This is a genomic window from Pseudomonas fluorescens (assembly GCF_005938625.1).
Taxonomy (GTDB): Bacteria; Pseudomonadota; Gammaproteobacteria; order Pseudomonadales; family Pseudomonadaceae; genus Aquipseudomonas; species Aquipseudomonas fluorescens_BD.
On sequence record NZ_VCNJ01000005.1, the window covers coordinates 23,065 to 37,459 of the forward strand.

At 58.0% G+C, this 14,395-nt stretch carries 14 protein-coding genes; 8 read left to right on the forward strand and 6 right to left on the reverse strand.

Going from position 1 to position 14,395, the window contains the following annotated elements:
• Window positions 1–270 precede the first annotated feature (270 nt).
• The 4 genes from FGA82_RS04740 (at window position 271) to FGA82_RS04755 (ending at window position 3,037) form a co-directional block, all read left to right on the forward strand.
• Window positions 271–633 (forward strand): DUF6124 family protein, encoded by a 363-nt coding sequence (locus FGA82_RS04740; protein ID WP_034153614.1) that lies wholly within the window; start codon window positions 271–273, stop codon window positions 631–633.
• A 101-nt stretch (window positions 634–734) separates the two neighbouring features.
• Window positions 735–986 carry a helix-turn-helix domain-containing protein gene (locus FGA82_RS04745; protein ID WP_141126205.1) on the forward strand — a complete coding sequence of 84 codons (252 nt, stop codon included), beginning with the start codon at window positions 735–737 and terminating at the stop codon, window positions 984–986.
• The gene (locus tag FGA82_RS04750) at window positions 983–2,182 is read left to right on the forward strand and encodes a type II toxin-antitoxin system HipA family toxin (RefSeq protein ID WP_141126206.1); all 1,200 of its coding nucleotides are present in this window, start codon (window positions 983–985) and stop codon (window positions 2,180–2,182) included. Before FGA82_RS04745 ends, FGA82_RS04750 begins: the two co-directional genes overlap by 4 nt.
• Window positions 2,183–2,686: 504 nt before the next feature.
• On the forward strand, window positions 2,687–3,037 hold the full coding sequence (locus FGA82_RS04755; protein ID WP_141126207.1) for a hypothetical protein: 351 nt from the start codon (window positions 2,687–2,689) through the stop codon (window positions 3,035–3,037).
• A 62-nt stretch (window positions 3,038–3,099) separates the two neighbouring features.
• On the opposite strand, the gene fba is transcribed toward FGA82_RS04755, so the two are convergent.
• The 6 genes from fba to tkt all read right to left on the reverse strand — a co-directional run bounded on the left by fba (window position 3,100) and on the right by tkt (window position 9,450).
• On the reverse strand, window positions 3,100–4,164 hold the full coding sequence (gene fba / locus FGA82_RS04760; RefSeq protein WP_008081027.1) for a class II fructose-bisphosphate aldolase: 1,065 nt from the start codon (window positions 4,162–4,164) through the stop codon (window positions 3,100–3,102).
• Between the two features lie 252 nt (window positions 4,165–4,416).
• Window positions 4,417–4,749, reverse strand: coding sequence for an MliC family protein (locus FGA82_RS04765; protein WP_016987235.1), 333 nt, complete (start codon window positions 4,747–4,749; stop codon window positions 4,417–4,419).
• 57 nt (window positions 4,750–4,806) lie between these two features.
• Window positions 4,807–5,028 (reverse strand): hypothetical protein, encoded by a 222-nt coding sequence (locus FGA82_RS04770; RefSeq protein WP_007913756.1) that lies wholly within the window; start codon window positions 5,026–5,028, stop codon window positions 4,807–4,809.
• Window positions 5,029–5,062: 34 nt separating this feature from the next.
• Complete coding sequence (locus tag FGA82_RS04775; protein WP_141126208.1) at window positions 5,063–6,226, reverse strand: phosphoglycerate kinase; 1,164 nt, start codon at window positions 6,224–6,226, stop codon at window positions 5,063–5,065.
• A 12-nt stretch (window positions 6,227–6,238) separates the two neighbouring features.
• Window positions 6,239–7,291 (reverse strand): erythrose-4-phosphate dehydrogenase, encoded by a 1,053-nt coding sequence (gene epd, locus FGA82_RS04780; protein ID WP_141126209.1) that lies wholly within the window; start codon window positions 7,289–7,291, stop codon window positions 6,239–6,241.
• A 161-nt stretch (window positions 7,292–7,452) separates the two neighbouring features.
• The gene (tkt, locus tag FGA82_RS04785) at window positions 7,453–9,450 is read right to left on the reverse strand and encodes a transketolase (RefSeq protein ID WP_141126210.1); all 1,998 of its coding nucleotides are present in this window, start codon (window positions 9,448–9,450) and stop codon (window positions 7,453–7,455) included.
• A 258-nt stretch (window positions 9,451–9,708) separates the two neighbouring features.
• Between tkt and FGA82_RS04790 the strand changes: the two genes are divergently transcribed.
• The 4 genes from FGA82_RS04790 to FGA82_RS04805 all read left to right on the forward strand — a co-directional run bounded on the left by FGA82_RS04790 (window position 9,709) and on the right by FGA82_RS04805 (window position 14,329).
• Window positions 9,709–10,704, forward strand: coding sequence for an ArsR/SmtB family transcription factor (locus FGA82_RS04790; RefSeq protein ID WP_141126211.1), 996 nt, complete (start codon window positions 9,709–9,711; stop codon window positions 10,702–10,704).
• Between the two features lie 18 nt (window positions 10,705–10,722).
• Complete coding sequence (metK, locus tag FGA82_RS04795) at window positions 10,723–11,913, forward strand: methionine adenosyltransferase (protein WP_016987231.1); 1,191 nt, start codon at window positions 10,723–10,725, stop codon at window positions 11,911–11,913.
• Window positions 11,914–12,159: 246 nt separating this feature from the next.
• Window positions 12,160–13,836 carry an NAD-dependent DNA ligase LigB gene (gene ligB, locus FGA82_RS04800; protein ID WP_141126212.1) on the forward strand — a complete coding sequence of 559 codons (1,677 nt, stop codon included), beginning with the start codon at window positions 12,160–12,162 and terminating at the stop codon, window positions 13,834–13,836.
• Window positions 13,837–13,933: 97 nt separating this feature from the next.
• Entirely contained in the window at window positions 13,934–14,329 is a 396-nt protein-coding gene (locus tag FGA82_RS04805) for a DUF1090 domain-containing protein (RefSeq protein ID WP_141126213.1), read from the forward strand.
• Window positions 14,330–14,395: the final 66 nt, after the last annotated feature.

Sequence of the window (14,395 nt, forward strand, 5' to 3'; positions counted from 1 at the left end):
GAATCCGCCGGCTTGTGCGCCTGGCGGGCCATCGGTAACTTGATTCGCGTCACTGATTTCCAGTGATCGGGTTTAGTAGCCCGTGGTGTTTTTCAGTTATGTGCAAAGCGCGTTCGTCGGTCATTGCTGTCCGACTTGATGGTGGCTGTGTGCAGGGCGCTTCGGCGCGCCGGTTAATGCTGAATACTCCCCGGTCTACTAACCTGCGCACAGCTGCCACCCTTCTTTTAGTAGAGAAGATGAAGCGGCTCCATCAGGAGTATTCAGCTAATGATCAAATCAACGCCGCACCCGCCAGAAACAGATCCCGCATCCCCCTACGAATCCCTCGATTCCAAAAAACTCAACGACGCCGCCGAGCGCGCCCTCGACCATTACCTCAAACCCTCCGCCTTCATCATGGCGAGCACGCATAAACCCGAACCCATGTACCTCGCCAACCCGAAGTACAACACCGAATCCCTGCTGGCCAACGCCAGCGAAACCCTGGGTTCAGCCAGCGAAATGCTCAACAACTTCGCCGCCATGCTCGACACCTCACACCGCAAGACAGCGTTGGGCATCGCGCAGGTGGTCATGCTCGGTGAACTGGCGGTGAATCAGGCGCTGGATCACGTTGAACTGAAGGAATAGCCGCCCACAAAAAAACCCGCTTCACTGCGGGTTTCTTAAGCCAAATGGATTAAATGTTCCGCATACGCTACATTGAGATCAAAATGTTACGGTAGCGCAACATGGATTACTCTCTATTGATCACCCGTCTCGGCATTCAATTACGTGAAAAACGTATAAATCGTGGCCTGACGCAGGCGCAGCTTGCCGATCTGGCGGGACTGACGCGATACAAAGTCATCGCGGTGGAGAAAGGCACCCTTTCTGTCGCCATGATCGCTTACGCGCGGGTTTTAGCTGCGCTGGACTGCGAACTCTCGGTGGTTCCAGTAACGATGCCAACCCTTGAAGAGCTTGGAGATTTATTCGAATGAAAATGTCCTCTCTTCAAGTCAGTACCCCTGAGGGTAATAGCGGCAGACTGTTCAGCGATGCCGAGGATTTCACTTTCCGTTATCACGAAGATGCATCGCCACAAATGGCGATCAGCCTCTCGATGCCTGTGCGACATGACGAATTTCGTCGGCGCGAGCTGCACCCTGTTTTTCAGATGAACCTGCCAGAAGGCTATGTATTGGAGCAGTTGCGCAACCGCTTGGCCAAAACTGTGAACGTCGACCCGATGCTGCTACTGGCGCTTTCCGGCAGTACATCGCCGATTGGCAGGGTTCATGTACGCTCTGAAACCGTTGATGCATTGTTGCAGGCGCAAGATTTTCCGGGAGAAAAACTCGAAGAGATTCTCACGTGGGACGGTACGGAAGATATCTTCGCCGACATGCTTGATCGCTACATCCTGCGGGCGGGCATTTCAGGTGTTCAACCCAAGTTGCTGGTGCCGGAGCGGCAAGAAATAGAATTGCCGAGAGTGACATCCAAAACCTCGGATCTGATCATCAAGAGTGGCAGAGACGAATTTCCGGGCCTGGCGATCAACGAATTCCTTTGCATGTCCATGGCGAAAGAGGCGGGTATTCCCGTTCCACCGTTTTACCTTTCCGACAACGCCAAACTGTTTGTCATGCGTCGATTTGACCGCGACGACCAGCTCAACCCCATTGGGTTTGAAGACATGGCCGTGCTGATGGGGCTGTCGGCTAATCAGAAGTACAGCAAAAGTTATGCGGCAATCGCCAAGGCTGTCCGAGTGTTTTGCCCGGTGAGACACTTGCGTACGTCGCTTGATCAACTCTTCGATAGCGTCGCCCTGAGCTGCATCGTCGGAAACGGCGACGCTCATTTGAAAAATTTCGGATTGCTCTATTCAGAACCCACGCAACGCGATGCGCATCTGGCGCCGGCTTACGACATCGTCAACACCACGGCCTATATTCCAGAAGATGTTTTGGCATTGGATCTGGCGGGCAACAAGTCAATGTTCGCCTCACGACAAGGGCTCCTGGAATTCGCTCACACCTGTGAAATCGACCAACCCAAAGAGCGTATTCAGCATCTGCTTGCCTCGATTGAAGCGGTGCTCAAGCGCTATCCTAAATATCGTGAACAAGCGCCTCATGTGGTCAACGCCATTGAGCAAGCGGCAGCGCCATTTTCTCTGACCTTTGGATAGCGTCGTAACCGCAAGAAATCACCGCCCACTAAAACCCGCCTAACGGCGGGTTTCTTTTAAAGCAGTTTAACGGTCAGGCTTATTTAACCTTGGCGCTCAACTCCCCTCCAGATAACGCGGAAAAAACGCTTCCAGCAAAATCTTAATTAATAAATCCGTCCCCCTTTGACAGACAGAATTTCAAAACTACCAGCTCCTTAGTGAACAGCACATTCAATACCTACTCCTCAACCATGGATGCGCCAAGGGTGCTTCTAATAATTAAACCTTACGGACAGAGCCATAAATCCTGATGTCCTTTGATTTTTGATCTGCCCCGCAATTACTTATAGCCATTTAGTGAATCGCCCGACCAGAACATCGCGAATAACTATAAAAAACTGTCATTTCTATCAGGTTACAGAAGCCCGCCTTCAACCTAACCTCATCAACGTGATACGAAAAAACCACTTCGGACTGGCATGCAGCCCGAGCCTTAAATATCGCGAACGAAAGGTTAATATAATGCCTACTTATCAAGGTACCGTCTCTGATACAGGCGAAAGCAATTGCGCCACACTGACATTTGACGAACCAAGCCAACAAAACGGACAGTTAAGCCATGGCAAAATGCAATATTACGGGTTCAACTTTACCGTCACCGGAAACTACACCGCGAAGAACTCAAGGACCTTTAATCTTCAAGCCAAAGCAAAGGCCTCAGATGGAGATGAATATGGGCATGGCGACAGTTCACTCACCATCAGCTTAAAATCGACCGACGCCAACGACAGTAATTTGAACGGTACTGTCAAGGTTGTATCAGGCGGGCCGAATGTGGGTAAAACCTACAATATGAACTTCACAAAAGGGTAACAACAGTGCACAAAAAACCCGCCTCACGGCGGGTTTTTTATGACACAGGAGAGTCCGAAGGCTTAGTTAACCTTGGCGTTCAACTCACCCTTCAGATAACGCTGGTACATCGCTTCCAGCGAGATCGGTTTGATCTTCGAAGCATTACCGGCAGTACCGAACGCTTCATAACGAGCGATACACACATCACGCATCGCCGTAACAGTGGCGCCGAAGAATTTACGCGGGTCGAATTCGCTCGGGTTGGTGGCCATCAGGCGACGCATCGCACCGGTGGACGCCAGGCGCAGGTCGGTGTCGATGTTGACCTTGCGCACGCCGTGCTTGATGCCTTCGACGATTTCTTCAACCGGTACGCCGTAGGTTTCTTTGATGTCGCCGCCGTACTGGTTGATGATCGCCAGCCACTCTTGTGGCACCGACGAGGAACCGTGCATCACCAGGTGGGTGTTCGGGATGCGCTTGTGGATTTCCTTGATGCGGTCGATGGCCAGCACGTCACCGGTTGGTGGCTTGGTGAACTTGTAAGCGCCGTGGCTGGTGCCGATGGCGATGGCCAGGGCGTCGACCTGAGTGCGTTTTACGAAGTCAGCGGCTTCTTCCGGGTCGGTCAGCATTTGGCTGTGATCCAGAACGCCTTCGGCGCCGATGCCGTCTTCTTCACCGGCCATGCCGGTTTCCAGCGAACCCAGGCAGCCCAGCTCGCCTTCTACCGAAACGCCGCAGGCGTGCGCCATGGCCACGGTTTGTTGAGTAACACGTACGTTGTAGTCGTAGTCGGTCGGGGTCTTGCCGTCTTCGCCGAGCGAGCCGTCCATCATCACCGAGCTGAAGCCCAGTTGAATCGAGCGCTGGCAGACGTCAGGGCTGGTGCCGTGGTCCTGGTGCATGCACACCGGGATGTGCGGGAACTCTTCGATCGCGGCGAGGATCAGGTGACGCAGGAATGGCGCGCCGGCGTATTTGCGAGCGCCGGCCGAAGCCTGGACGATCACCGGGGAGTCAGTCTTGTCAGCGGCTTCCATGATGGCGCGCATCTGCTCAAGGTTGTTGACGTTGAAGGCTGGAACGCCGTAGCCAAATTCGGCTGCGTGGTCCAACATCTGGCGCATGCTGATAAGTGCCATTGTGTGTGTCTCTCCCGGTTGAGGGTCGTTAATCGTGCCAGCCTGCCGGAGCGGCGGCGGCTATTCAAGTGATTGCAGATCGGGGGTTGAGGCCCGGTCTGGTGATTCGATAAAGCAAAATCCTGAGAGCTACACAGAACCCCTGTGGGAGCGAGCCTGCTCGCGAAAGCAATCTTGCAGTCGCTGATGCAGTGCCTGTCAGACCGCTTTCGCGAGCAGGCTCGCTCCCACATTAGAACTGTGGTGTGTCAATTACTGCGCCTTGCAGCCGCGGCCGATCAGGTCATTGGTGGCGACCCAGTACACCAGGCCTTCCTCTCCCTTGACGTGAAACGCCAGCATGCCGTCGCTGTACAGCGTGCCCGAAGCGCCTGGCTCTTCTTTCAGGCGATAGACCTGATCACCGCCACCCAGTCGAACGTCGACTTCCTTCTGACCGGCATCGGCGTAACGCCACAGCACCTTGGCCTGGCTGTCGCAGGTCCAGGTGGTCCAGTTGTCCGCCGGGGCAGACGACTGAAACAGGTTCAACTGCGCGCAACCGCCCAACAATGCCAACGCCGCAATGGCGATCAAGCCTTTCATCCGTGTTCCTCGACTGACGGCGCATGCCGCCAGCCCTGAGTTAAAGAGTCAGACCCGTCAAGGACAACCATGTTCCTTGGCCGGGGTTTGCGTCTCGTATTTGTCCAGACCGTCCGGCCCCGAACGCTTGTTCAGCACCGGGTTGGTTTCAGCCTGCCAGTCAGCCTGATAACAGCCCTTCTGCGACTCGCTCGGCGCCGGCGTGGCCTCGGCCTTCGGGTTACTCCCGCAGGCCGCCAGCGTACCGGTCAGCAACAACAGCGCTAACGACTTGACCATGTAAACACTCCTTTGCCTGGCCAAACGGGCGGCCTCAGGCCTTGGCCCGGCTTTCCAGGACTTCAACGGCGGGCAGCACTTTGCCTTCGACGAATTCGAGGAACGCGCCACCACCGGTGGAAATGTAGGAGATTTGCTTAGCCACGCCATATTTATCGATCGCAGCCAGGGTGTCGCCACCGCCAGCGATGGAGAACGCCGAGCTTTCAGCGATGGCCTGGGCCAGCACTTTGGTGCCGTTGCCGAACTGGTCGAACTCGAACACGCCGACCGGGCCGTTCCACAGAATGGTTTTCGACGATTTCAGCAGTTCAGCGAAGTTGGCTGCAGTTTGCGGGCCGATGTCCAGAATCATGTCATCAGCCGCGACGTCAGCGATCAGCTTGACGGTCGCTTCAGCAGTTTCGGCGAATTCCTTGGCAACCACCACGTCAACCGGCAATGGCACGCTGACTTTGGCAGCGATGGCGCGCGCGGTGTCGAGCAGGTCCGGTTCGTACAGCGACTTGCCAACCGGGTGACCGGCCGCCGCGAGGAAGGTGTTGGCGATGCCGCCGCCGACGATCAGTTGATTGCAGATCTGGCTCAGGCTGTTCAGCACGTCGAGTTTGGTCGACACCTTGGAGCCGGCAACGATGGCTGCCATCGGCTGAGCCGGTGCGCCCAGCGCTTTGCCCAGTGCGTCCAGTTCAGCGGCCAGCAACGGGCCAGCAGCGGCGACTTTGGCGAACTTGGCCACGCCGTGGGTCGAACCCTCGGCGCGGTGGGCGGTGCCGAACGCGTCCATCACGAACACGTCGCACAAAGCCGCGTATTGCTGGGCCAGTTCGTCAGCGTTCTTTTTCTCGCCCTTGTTGAAGCGCACGTTTTCGAACAGCACGATGTCGCCGGCCTTGACGTCAACGCCGCCCAGGTAATCAGCGACCAGCGGCACTTCGCGGCCCAATGCTTTGCTCAGGTAGTCAGCGACAGGCTTGAGGCTGTTCTCGGCGGAGAATTCGCCTTCGGTCGGACGGCCAAGGTGCGAGCAGACCATCACGGCCGCGCCTTTTTCCAGGGCCAGCTTGATGGTCGGCAGCGAAGCCAGGATACGCGCATCGCTGGTGACAACACCGTCCTTGACTGGGACGTTGAGGTCTTCGCGGATCAATACGCGCTTACCTTGCAGATCGAGGTCGGACATCTTCAACACGGTCATGGGTCGCACTTCCTACGGTTTTTTTGAAGTTGCTGTTTGCAGATAGTGTTCTGCAACGTCCAGCATTCGGTTGGCAAAACCCCATTCGTTGTCGAACCAGGCCAGGATGTTCACCAGCCTTGGGCCGGAAACTCGGGTCTGACTGGCATCGACGATGGCCGAATGTGGGTCATGGTTGAAATCACAGCTGGCGTGCGGCAACTCGGTATAGGCCAGCAGGCCTTTGAGCGGGCCATGGGTGGCGGCCTCGCGCAGAATCCGGTTGACCTCATTGGCGTCGGTCGCGGTGGCGGTCTGCATCGTGATGTCGAGGCAGGACACGTTGACCGTCGGCACGCGTACGGCTTTGGCCTGAATTCGCCCGGCAAGTTCCGGCAGCAGACGCTCGATACCGCGCGCCAGACCAGTGGACACCGGGATCACCGACTGGAACGCCGAACGGGTGCGGCGCAGGTCTTCGTGGTGATAAGCGTCGATCACCGGTTGATCGTTCATCGCCGAGTGAATGGTGGTGATCGACACGTAATCGAGGCCGATCGCCTTGTCGAGCAGGCGCAACAGCGGCACGCCGCAGTTGGTGGTGCAGGAGGCGTTGGACACCAGCAGTTCGTCGCCGGTCAGGCAATCCTGATTGACGCCGTAAACGATGGTGGCGTCGACATCCGCCTCGCTGGCCATCGGCTGCGAGAACAACACGCGTGGCGCGCCGGCGTCGAGAAAGCGCTGGCCGTCTTCACGGGTGTTATAGGCACCGGAACACTCAAGCACCAGATCGACGCCCAGCGACGCCCAATCGATGCCTTCGGGGGTGGCACTGCGCAGGACCTTCACGCAGTCGCCATTAATATAGAGACAATCGCCTTCTACTCGCACTTCGCCCGGAAAGCGGCCGTGGGTGGAGTCGAAGCGTGTCAGGTATTCGATGCTGGCCATGTCCGCCAGATCGTTGATCGCGACAATTTCAAACCCGGCTTTTTCGCCTCGCTCAAACAACGCACGCAAGACGCAACGACCAATCCGGCCGTAGCCGTTGAGTGCAACTTTGTAGGGACGCGGTTGAGGCATGGGGTTCTCGATAGTATTCGCTACAACACAACCCCCTGTAGGAGCTGCCGAAGGCTGCGATCTTTTGATCCTGTTTTTTTTAAGATCAAGATCAAAAGATCGCAGCCTCCGGCAGCTCCTACAGGGGAATGCGGTGGCTGGGGCCACCGCATTCGTACTGCTTAGTCTTCCAGCAGCTCTTCAGCCTGACCCAGGATGTTTTCCAGGGTGAAGCCGAACTCTTCGAACAGTGCCGAAGCCGGAGCCGATTCGCCGTAAGTGGTCATGCCGATCACGCGACCTTCCAGACCCACGTACTTGAACCAGAAGTCGGCGTGAGCCGCTTCGATGGCAATACGCGCGCTCACCTGCAACGGCAGCACGGCTTGCTTGTAGCCAGCGTCCTGAGCATCGAACACGCTGGTGCAAGGCATGGAAACCACACGCACCTTGCGACCTTGCTCGGTCAGTTTGTCGTAAGCCTGAACCGCCAGACCCACTTCCGAACCGGTCGAAATCAGGATCAGCTCAGGCTCGCCTGCGCAGTCCTTCAATACATAACCGCCACGGCTGATGTCGGCGATCTGGCCGGCATCGCGTTCCTGGTGTTGCAGGTTCTGACGCGAGAAGATCAGCGCCGATGGGCCGTCCTTGCGCTCCAGAGCGTTTTTCCAGGCCACGGCCGATTCAACGGCATCGGCTGGACGCCAGGTGTCGAGGTTTGGTGTGGTACGCAGGCTGGTCAGTTGCTCGATCGGCTGGTGCGTCGGGCCGTCTTCGCCCAGACCGATGGAGTCGTGGGTGTAGACGTGAATCACTTGCTTCTTCATCAGCGCCGACATGCGCACGGCGTTGCGGGCGTATTCCATGAACATCAGGAAGGTCGCGCCGTAAGGCACCAGGCCGCCGTGCAGGGTTACGCCGTTCATGATTGCGGTCATGCCGAATTCGCGCACGCCGTAGTACATGTAGTTGCCGCTGGCATCTTCAGCGCTGACACCTTTGCAACCTTTCCACAGGGTCAGGTTGGAACCGGCCAGGTCAGCGGAGCCGCCAAGCAGTTCCGGCAACAGCGGGCCGAACGCGTTCAGAGTGTTCTGGCTGGCTTTACGGCTGGCGATGGTTTCGCCTTTGGCCGCAACTTCAGCGATGTAGGCCGAGGCTTTTTCGGAGAAGTCAGCCGGCAGTTCACCGCTCAGACGACGGATCAGTTCGTTGGCTTCGGTCGGGAATGCAGCGGAGTAGGCAGCGAAACGCTGATCCCACTCGGCTTCGGCCGCGCGACCTTTTTCCTTGGCATCCCACTCGGCATAGATGTCGGCCGGGATTTCGAACGGGCCGTGGTTCCAGTTCAGCGCCTGACGGGTCAGAGCGATTTCCGCGTCGCCCAGTGGAGCGCCGTGGCAGTCCTCTTTGCCCTGCTTGTTCGGCGAGCCGAAACCGATAGTGGTCTTGCAGCAGATAAGCGTCGGCAGCGGGCTCTTGCGCGCGGTTTCGATAGCGGTCTTGATCTCTTCCGGGTCGTGACCGTCAACGTTGCGGATCACTTGCCAGTTGTAGGCTTCGAAACGCTTCGGGGTGTCATCGGTGAACCAGCCTTCGACTTCGCCGTCGATGGAGATGCCGTTGTCATCATAGAACGCAATCAGCTTGCCCAGACCCAGAGTACCGGCCAGGGACGCGACTTCGTGGGAAATGCCTTCCATCATGCAGCCATCACCCAGGAATACGTAGGTGTGGTGGTCAACGATGTTGTGGTTCGGGCGGTTGAACTGCGCTGCCAGAACTTTTTCTGCCAGAGCGAAACCGACGGCGTTAGCCAGCCCCTGACCCAGCGGGCCGGTGGTGGTTTCAACGCCCGGGGTGTAACCGAATTCCGGGTGGCCCGGGGTGCGGCTGTGCAATTGACGGAACTGCTTGAGGTCGTCGATCGACAGGTCGTAACCGGTCAGGTGCAGCAGCGAGTAGATCAACATCGAGCCGTGGCCGTTGGACAGCACGAAGCGGTCACGGTCGGCGAACGATGGATTGCTCGGGTTGTGCTTGAGGTAGTCGCGCCAAAGCACTTCGGCGATATCTGCCATACCCATAGGGGCACCGGGATGGCCGCTGTTGGCTTTTTGCACGGCATCCATGCTGAGGGCACGAATGGCGTTGGCACGCTCACGACGGCTAGGCATCGCTGATCTCCTGGGTTCTGGTAAGTCGAAACGGAAAAAAGGAGGGCATTTTCCCTCACCGGAGCGCCTCGGGGCAATGACAGATAGTCATCGGGGGGCGTTTTTCCAATGGATAGCGGCGCTTTCTGTTGGTGAAACCTTTCCGCTACTCGTTTGTAGAGTTAACCGCTTGGTGAGAAGTGCCATTTATCGAGCAATATCAAAACTTTTTGATATTGCCCTTGCGATGAATTCCCCCCGTCACTAGACTGCGGCCCTATGAATTTACGCGTGCCTTCCATTCGCCATGACGATTGCGACGAGCTGGCGGCCCTGTGCAAGGCCGGCGGCGATCCGTTGCGGCTGAATGTATTGCGCGCGCTGGCCAACGACTCGTTCGGTGTACTGGAGCTGGCGCAGATTTTCGGCATCGGCCAGTCAGGCATGAGTCATCACCTTAAAGTGTTGGCGCAGGCCGACCTGGTGGCGACACGCCGCGAAGGCAACGCGATTTTCTATCGCCGCGCCCTGCCCCACACCGAACTGTTGGGCGGCAAGTTGCACGCAGCATTGTTAGAAGAAGTCGACAACCTGACGCTGCCTGACGATGTGCAGACGCGCATTGAACAGGTGCACGGCCAACGTGCGGCGGCCAGTCAGGACTTTTTCGCCCGGGTCGCGGAGAAATTTCGCGCCCAGCAGGATTTGATCGCAGGCTTGCCGCAGTACCGCGAAAGCGTGCTGGCCCTGCTCGACAAACTGAATTTCGATGGTGCTGCCACGGCCATTGAAGTCGGCCCCGGCGATGGTGCTTTTCTGCCGGAACTGGCGCGTCGTTTCGGCACCGTAACCGCGCTGGACAACAGCCCGGCGATGCTCGAACTGGCGCGTCAGGTATGTGAACGTGAACAGCTGGCTAACGTCAGCCTGCAATTGGCCGATGCATTGAATGGCACAAGCCTCAAGGCCGATTGCGTGGTACTGAACATGGTGCTGCACCATTTCGCCGCGCCGGCCGATGCGCTCAAGCACATGGCCGACCTGCTGCAACCGGGCGGTAGCCTGCTCGTGACAGAGTTATGTAGCCACAACCAGAGTTGGGCCAGGGAGGCCTGCGGTGATCTCTGGTTGGGGTTTGAACAGGACGATTTGGCCCGTTGGGCCACCGCTGCGGGACTCGTTCCCGGGGAAAGCCTCTATGTAGGCTTACGTAATGGTTTCCAGATCCAGGTCCGCCACTTTCAGCGACCGGCTGGCGACACTCACCATCGGTAAATTCAGGAAAACATCGAGATGAGCGAATACTCCCTCTTCACCTCCGAGTCCGTGTCCGAAGGGCATCCGGACAAAATAGCCGACCAGATTTCCGATGCGGTGCTGGACGCCATCATTACCCAGGACAAACACGCACGCGTTGCCGTGGAAACCCTGGTCAAGACTGGCGTGGCCATCGTTGCCGGTGAAGTCACCACCAGCGCCTGGGTCGATCTGGAAGAGATCGTGCGTAACGTGATTCTCGACATCGGCTATAACAGCTCCGACGTCGGCTTCGACGGCGCGACCTGCGGCGTGATGAACATCATCGGCAAGCAGTCCCCAGACATCAACCAGGGTGTTGACCGTGCCAAACCTGAAGATCAGGGCGCCGGCGACCAGGGCCTGATGTTCGGCTACGCCAGCAACGAAACCGACGTTTTGATGCCAGCGCCGATCACCTTCTCGCACCAGTTGGTACAGCGCCAGGCCGAAGCCCGTAAATCGGGTCTGCTGCCTTGGCTGCGTCCAGACGCCAAGTCGCAAGTGACTTGCCGTTACGAAGGCGGCAAGGTTGTCGGTATCGACGCCGTTGTTCTGTCGACCCAGCACAACCCTGAAGTGTCGTACAAAGACCTGCGCGAAGGCGTGATGGAGCTGATCGTCAAGCACGTGCTGCCTGCCGAACTGCTGAGCAAAGACACCCAGTTCCACATCAACCCGACCGGCCAGTTCATCATTGGCGGCCCGGTAGGTGACTGCGGTCTGACCGGTCGCAAGATCATCGTCGACAGCTACGGCGGCATGGCCCGTCACGGCGGCGGCGCGTTCTCCGGCAAGGATCCATCGAAGGTTGACCGTTCGGCCGCCTACGCTGGCCGTTACGTTGCCAAGAACATCGTCGCGGCCGGCCTGGCCGAGCGTTGCGAGATTCAGGTTTCCTACGCGATCGGTGTGGCTCAGCCTACTTCGATCTCGCTGAACACCTTCGGCACCGGCAAGATCAGCGATGACAAGATCGTCAAACTGGTGCGTGAAGTGTTCGACCTGCGTCCATACGCAATCACCACCATGCTCGACCTGCTGCACCCGATGTACCAGGAAACTGCAGCGTACGGCCACTTCGGTCGCACGCCAGAGACCAAGACTGTTGGCGAAGACACCTTCACCACCTTCACTTGGGAAAAAACCGACCGCGCCGACGCCCTGCGTTCTGCTGCTGGTCTGTAAGACTTTCCCGGTTGCACAAAAAGCCCCGCACGGTTCGCGCCGTGCGGGGCTTTTTCATGCCTCGAAAAGAGCAAAAGATCGCAGCCTTCGGCAGCTCCTACAAATGAAACGCACGCCTCGTGCAGGAGCTGCCGAAGGCTGCGATCTTTTGATTTTCATAACTGAAACACGATGCAAAACACCCACCCGTTGCTGCTCTGAATCCTGACTAATCTTCAAGCATTCCCCTGAGCAAGGACGCTCAACATGCTTGCCACGCTGCGCCTTTTTTCAATTCTTCTGCTGAGCTTCACCCACCTGATCGCTTACGCCGCTTGCCCTGACTGGCCTGTCCCCACCGCGCAAAAAGAAATCGCCACCCTGCAAACACAGATCGACCAATGGGACGACGCCTATCACCGCGAAGGACGCTCGCTGATTGCTGACGAACTTTACGATCAGTCACGTCTGCGCTTAAGCGACTGGAGGCGCTGTTTCGATCTGCCATCCCCCCCTGTGCCACTGCGCACGGCCTCAGGCTCAATCGCACATCCCATCGCCCATACAGGCCTGGATAAACTGCACGAGGCGGCTGCCGTGGAAACGTGGCTGCGCGACCGCGAGGATGTCTGGGTACAACCCAAAGTCGATGGCGTCGCGGTAACGCTGATATACCGCGCGGGCGTTTTGCATCAGGCAATCAGTCGCGGTGACGGGGTTCGTGGTCAGGACTGGACGCCGTCAGCACAGAAGATCGGCGCTATCCCTCAACGCCTGTCACAACCATTGGATCTGCTGGTGCAAGGTGAACTCTACTGGCGCTTGAGCGAACACGTGCAAGCCAGAGCGGGGAGCGTCAACGCCCGCGCCACCATCGCCGGATTGATGAGCCGTAAATCCCTGAATGCAGAACAAGCCGCCGGTATTGGACTGTTCGTTTGGGACTGGCCGCAAGGTTCTCCGGACTTGCCCGAGCGAATAGCCAGGTTGGCGGCACTGGGCTTCGCCTCGACTGAGCCGTACAGCCAGCCCGCCAGCGATTTCGCAGAGGCACAAAAATGGCGCGACCACTGGTATCGCTCGCCTCTACCATTTGCCACCGACGGCGTGGTGCTGCGCCAGAGTCAGCGCCCGCCCGCCGAGCGCTGGCAAGCGCGCTCACCCTACTGGGCAGTCGCCTGGAAGTACCCGTTTGCTCAGGCATTGGCTGAAGTCCGCAAGGTCAATTTCAAGATCGGGCGCACCGGCCGCATCACACCGGTGATCGAGTTGATCCCGGTCACACTCGATGACCGCGAAATCAAACGGGTCAGCGCCAGTTCGTTGAAGCGCTGGCAAGAGCTGGACATTCGCCCCGGCGATCAGGTTGCGATCAGCCTCGCCGGCCTGACCATTCCTCGGCTCGACAGTGTTGTACTGCGCTCCACCGAACGCACAGATATCGATATCCCCAACGCCGATGACTTCCACGCCCTGAGCTGTTGGCAACCGACCCCCGGTTGTGAAAGCCAGTTTCTCGCCCGTTTGACCTGGCTCAGCGGAAAAAACGGACTGGCGATGCATCATGTCGGTCGCGGCACCTGGGAGAAACTTCTCGAAACACGCCGCGTGAATAACCTGCTGGATTGGTTGACCCTCGACGCGCCAGAGCTTGCTAACATTGCCGGCTTCGGCGAGCGCAGCAGCGAACGCCTGATGAACAGTTTTCACAGCGCGCGCCAACGGCCCTTCGCCCAATGGCTCAAAGCCTTGGGCTTACCGCCAACCGGACAGGCAGCACTTGCTGACTCCTGGCAGGCGCTGGCACAACGCAACACGGAACAATGGCAGGCAGAAGCCGGTATCGGCCCGGGACGCGCAGCGCAATTGAGCGCATTCTTTCGCGACCCGCAGGTACTGGCCTTGAGCGAAACCTTACATGCCGCCGGAATCGACGGTTTCTGACTACACAATCCCGGCGCGCCGGGAACCCATCGGCCACCCAGGCGCTCCAACAGCGCAGTGCCTGACCGACCCGATTGCCTTTGCACATGGAGCTTTTATGAAATTTTTCGCACCGCTCGCCTTGCTGACCCTTTGCGGCGTAATGGCCGCCCCTGTGATGGCCGACGAAGACGCCCCGGGCCTGACCGGCTGCGCTGCCAAGAAGCAGGGCATCATGAATCAGATCGAACAGGCCAAATCGCGCGGCAATGCCGATCAGCAGGCCGGCCTGCAAACGGCTCTGGATGAAGTGACAAAAAACTGCACCGACGCGGGTCTGAAGAAAGAACGCGAAAACAAAGTGCTCGAAGCCAAGCACGAAGTGAGCAAGCGTCAGGCTGATCTCGACAAAGCCATGAAAAAAGGCGATCCGGAGAAGATCAACAAGCGCAAAGACAAGCTGGCTGAGTCGCGCAAAGAACTGCAAGACGCGCTGGACGAAATCGATAAGTAAAAATCAAAAGATCGCAGCCTGCGGCAGCTCCTACCCTGATCAATGCAGGAGCTACCGCAGGCTGCG

Excerpts from the sequence above, each read along its gene's own strand:
- tkt (WP_141126210.1), bottom strand. The coding sequence starts at position 9,450 with ATGCCTAGCCGTCGTGAGCGTGCCAACGCCATTCGTGCCCTCAGCATG.
- metK (WP_016987231.1), top strand. The coding sequence starts at position 10,723 with ATGAGCGAATACTCCCTCTTCACCTCCGAGTCCGTGTCCGAAGGGCAT.
- FGA82_RS04805 (WP_141126213.1), top strand. The coding sequence starts at position 13,934 with ATGAAATTTTTCGCACCGCTCGCCTTGCTGACCCTTTGCGGCGTAATG.
- FGA82_RS04745 (WP_141126205.1), top strand. The coding sequence starts at position 735 with ATGGATTACTCTCTATTGATCACCCGTCTCGGCATTCAATTACGTGAA.
- FGA82_RS04790 (WP_141126211.1), top strand. The coding sequence starts at position 9,709 with ATGAATTTACGCGTGCCTTCCATTCGCCATGACGATTGCGACGAGCTG.
- FGA82_RS04765 (WP_016987235.1), bottom strand. The coding sequence starts at position 4,749 with ATGAAAGGCTTGATCGCCATTGCGGCGTTGGCATTGTTGGGCGGTTGC.
- FGA82_RS04770 (WP_007913756.1), bottom strand. The coding sequence starts at position 5,028 with ATGGTCAAGTCGTTAGCGCTGTTGTTGCTGACCGGTACGCTGGCGGCC.
- FGA82_RS04740 (WP_034153614.1), top strand. The coding sequence starts at position 271 with ATGATCAAATCAACGCCGCACCCGCCAGAAACAGATCCCGCATCCCCC.
- ligB (WP_141126212.1), top strand. The coding sequence starts at position 12,160 with ATGCTTGCCACGCTGCGCCTTTTTTCAATTCTTCTGCTGAGCTTCACC.
- FGA82_RS04755 (WP_141126207.1), top strand. The coding sequence starts at position 2,687 with ATGCCTACTTATCAAGGTACCGTCTCTGATACAGGCGAAAGCAATTGC.
- FGA82_RS04775 (WP_141126208.1), bottom strand. The coding sequence starts at position 6,226 with ATGACCGTGTTGAAGATGTCCGACCTCGATCTGCAAGGTAAGCGCGTA.
- FGA82_RS04750 (WP_141126206.1), top strand. The coding sequence starts at position 983 with ATGAAAATGTCCTCTCTTCAAGTCAGTACCCCTGAGGGTAATAGCGGC.
- epd (WP_141126209.1), bottom strand. The coding sequence starts at position 7,291 with ATGCCTCAACCGCGTCCCTACAAAGTTGCACTCAACGGCTACGGCCGG.
- fba (WP_008081027.1), bottom strand. The coding sequence starts at position 4,164 with ATGGCACTTATCAGCATGCGCCAGATGTTGGACCACGCAGCCGAATTT.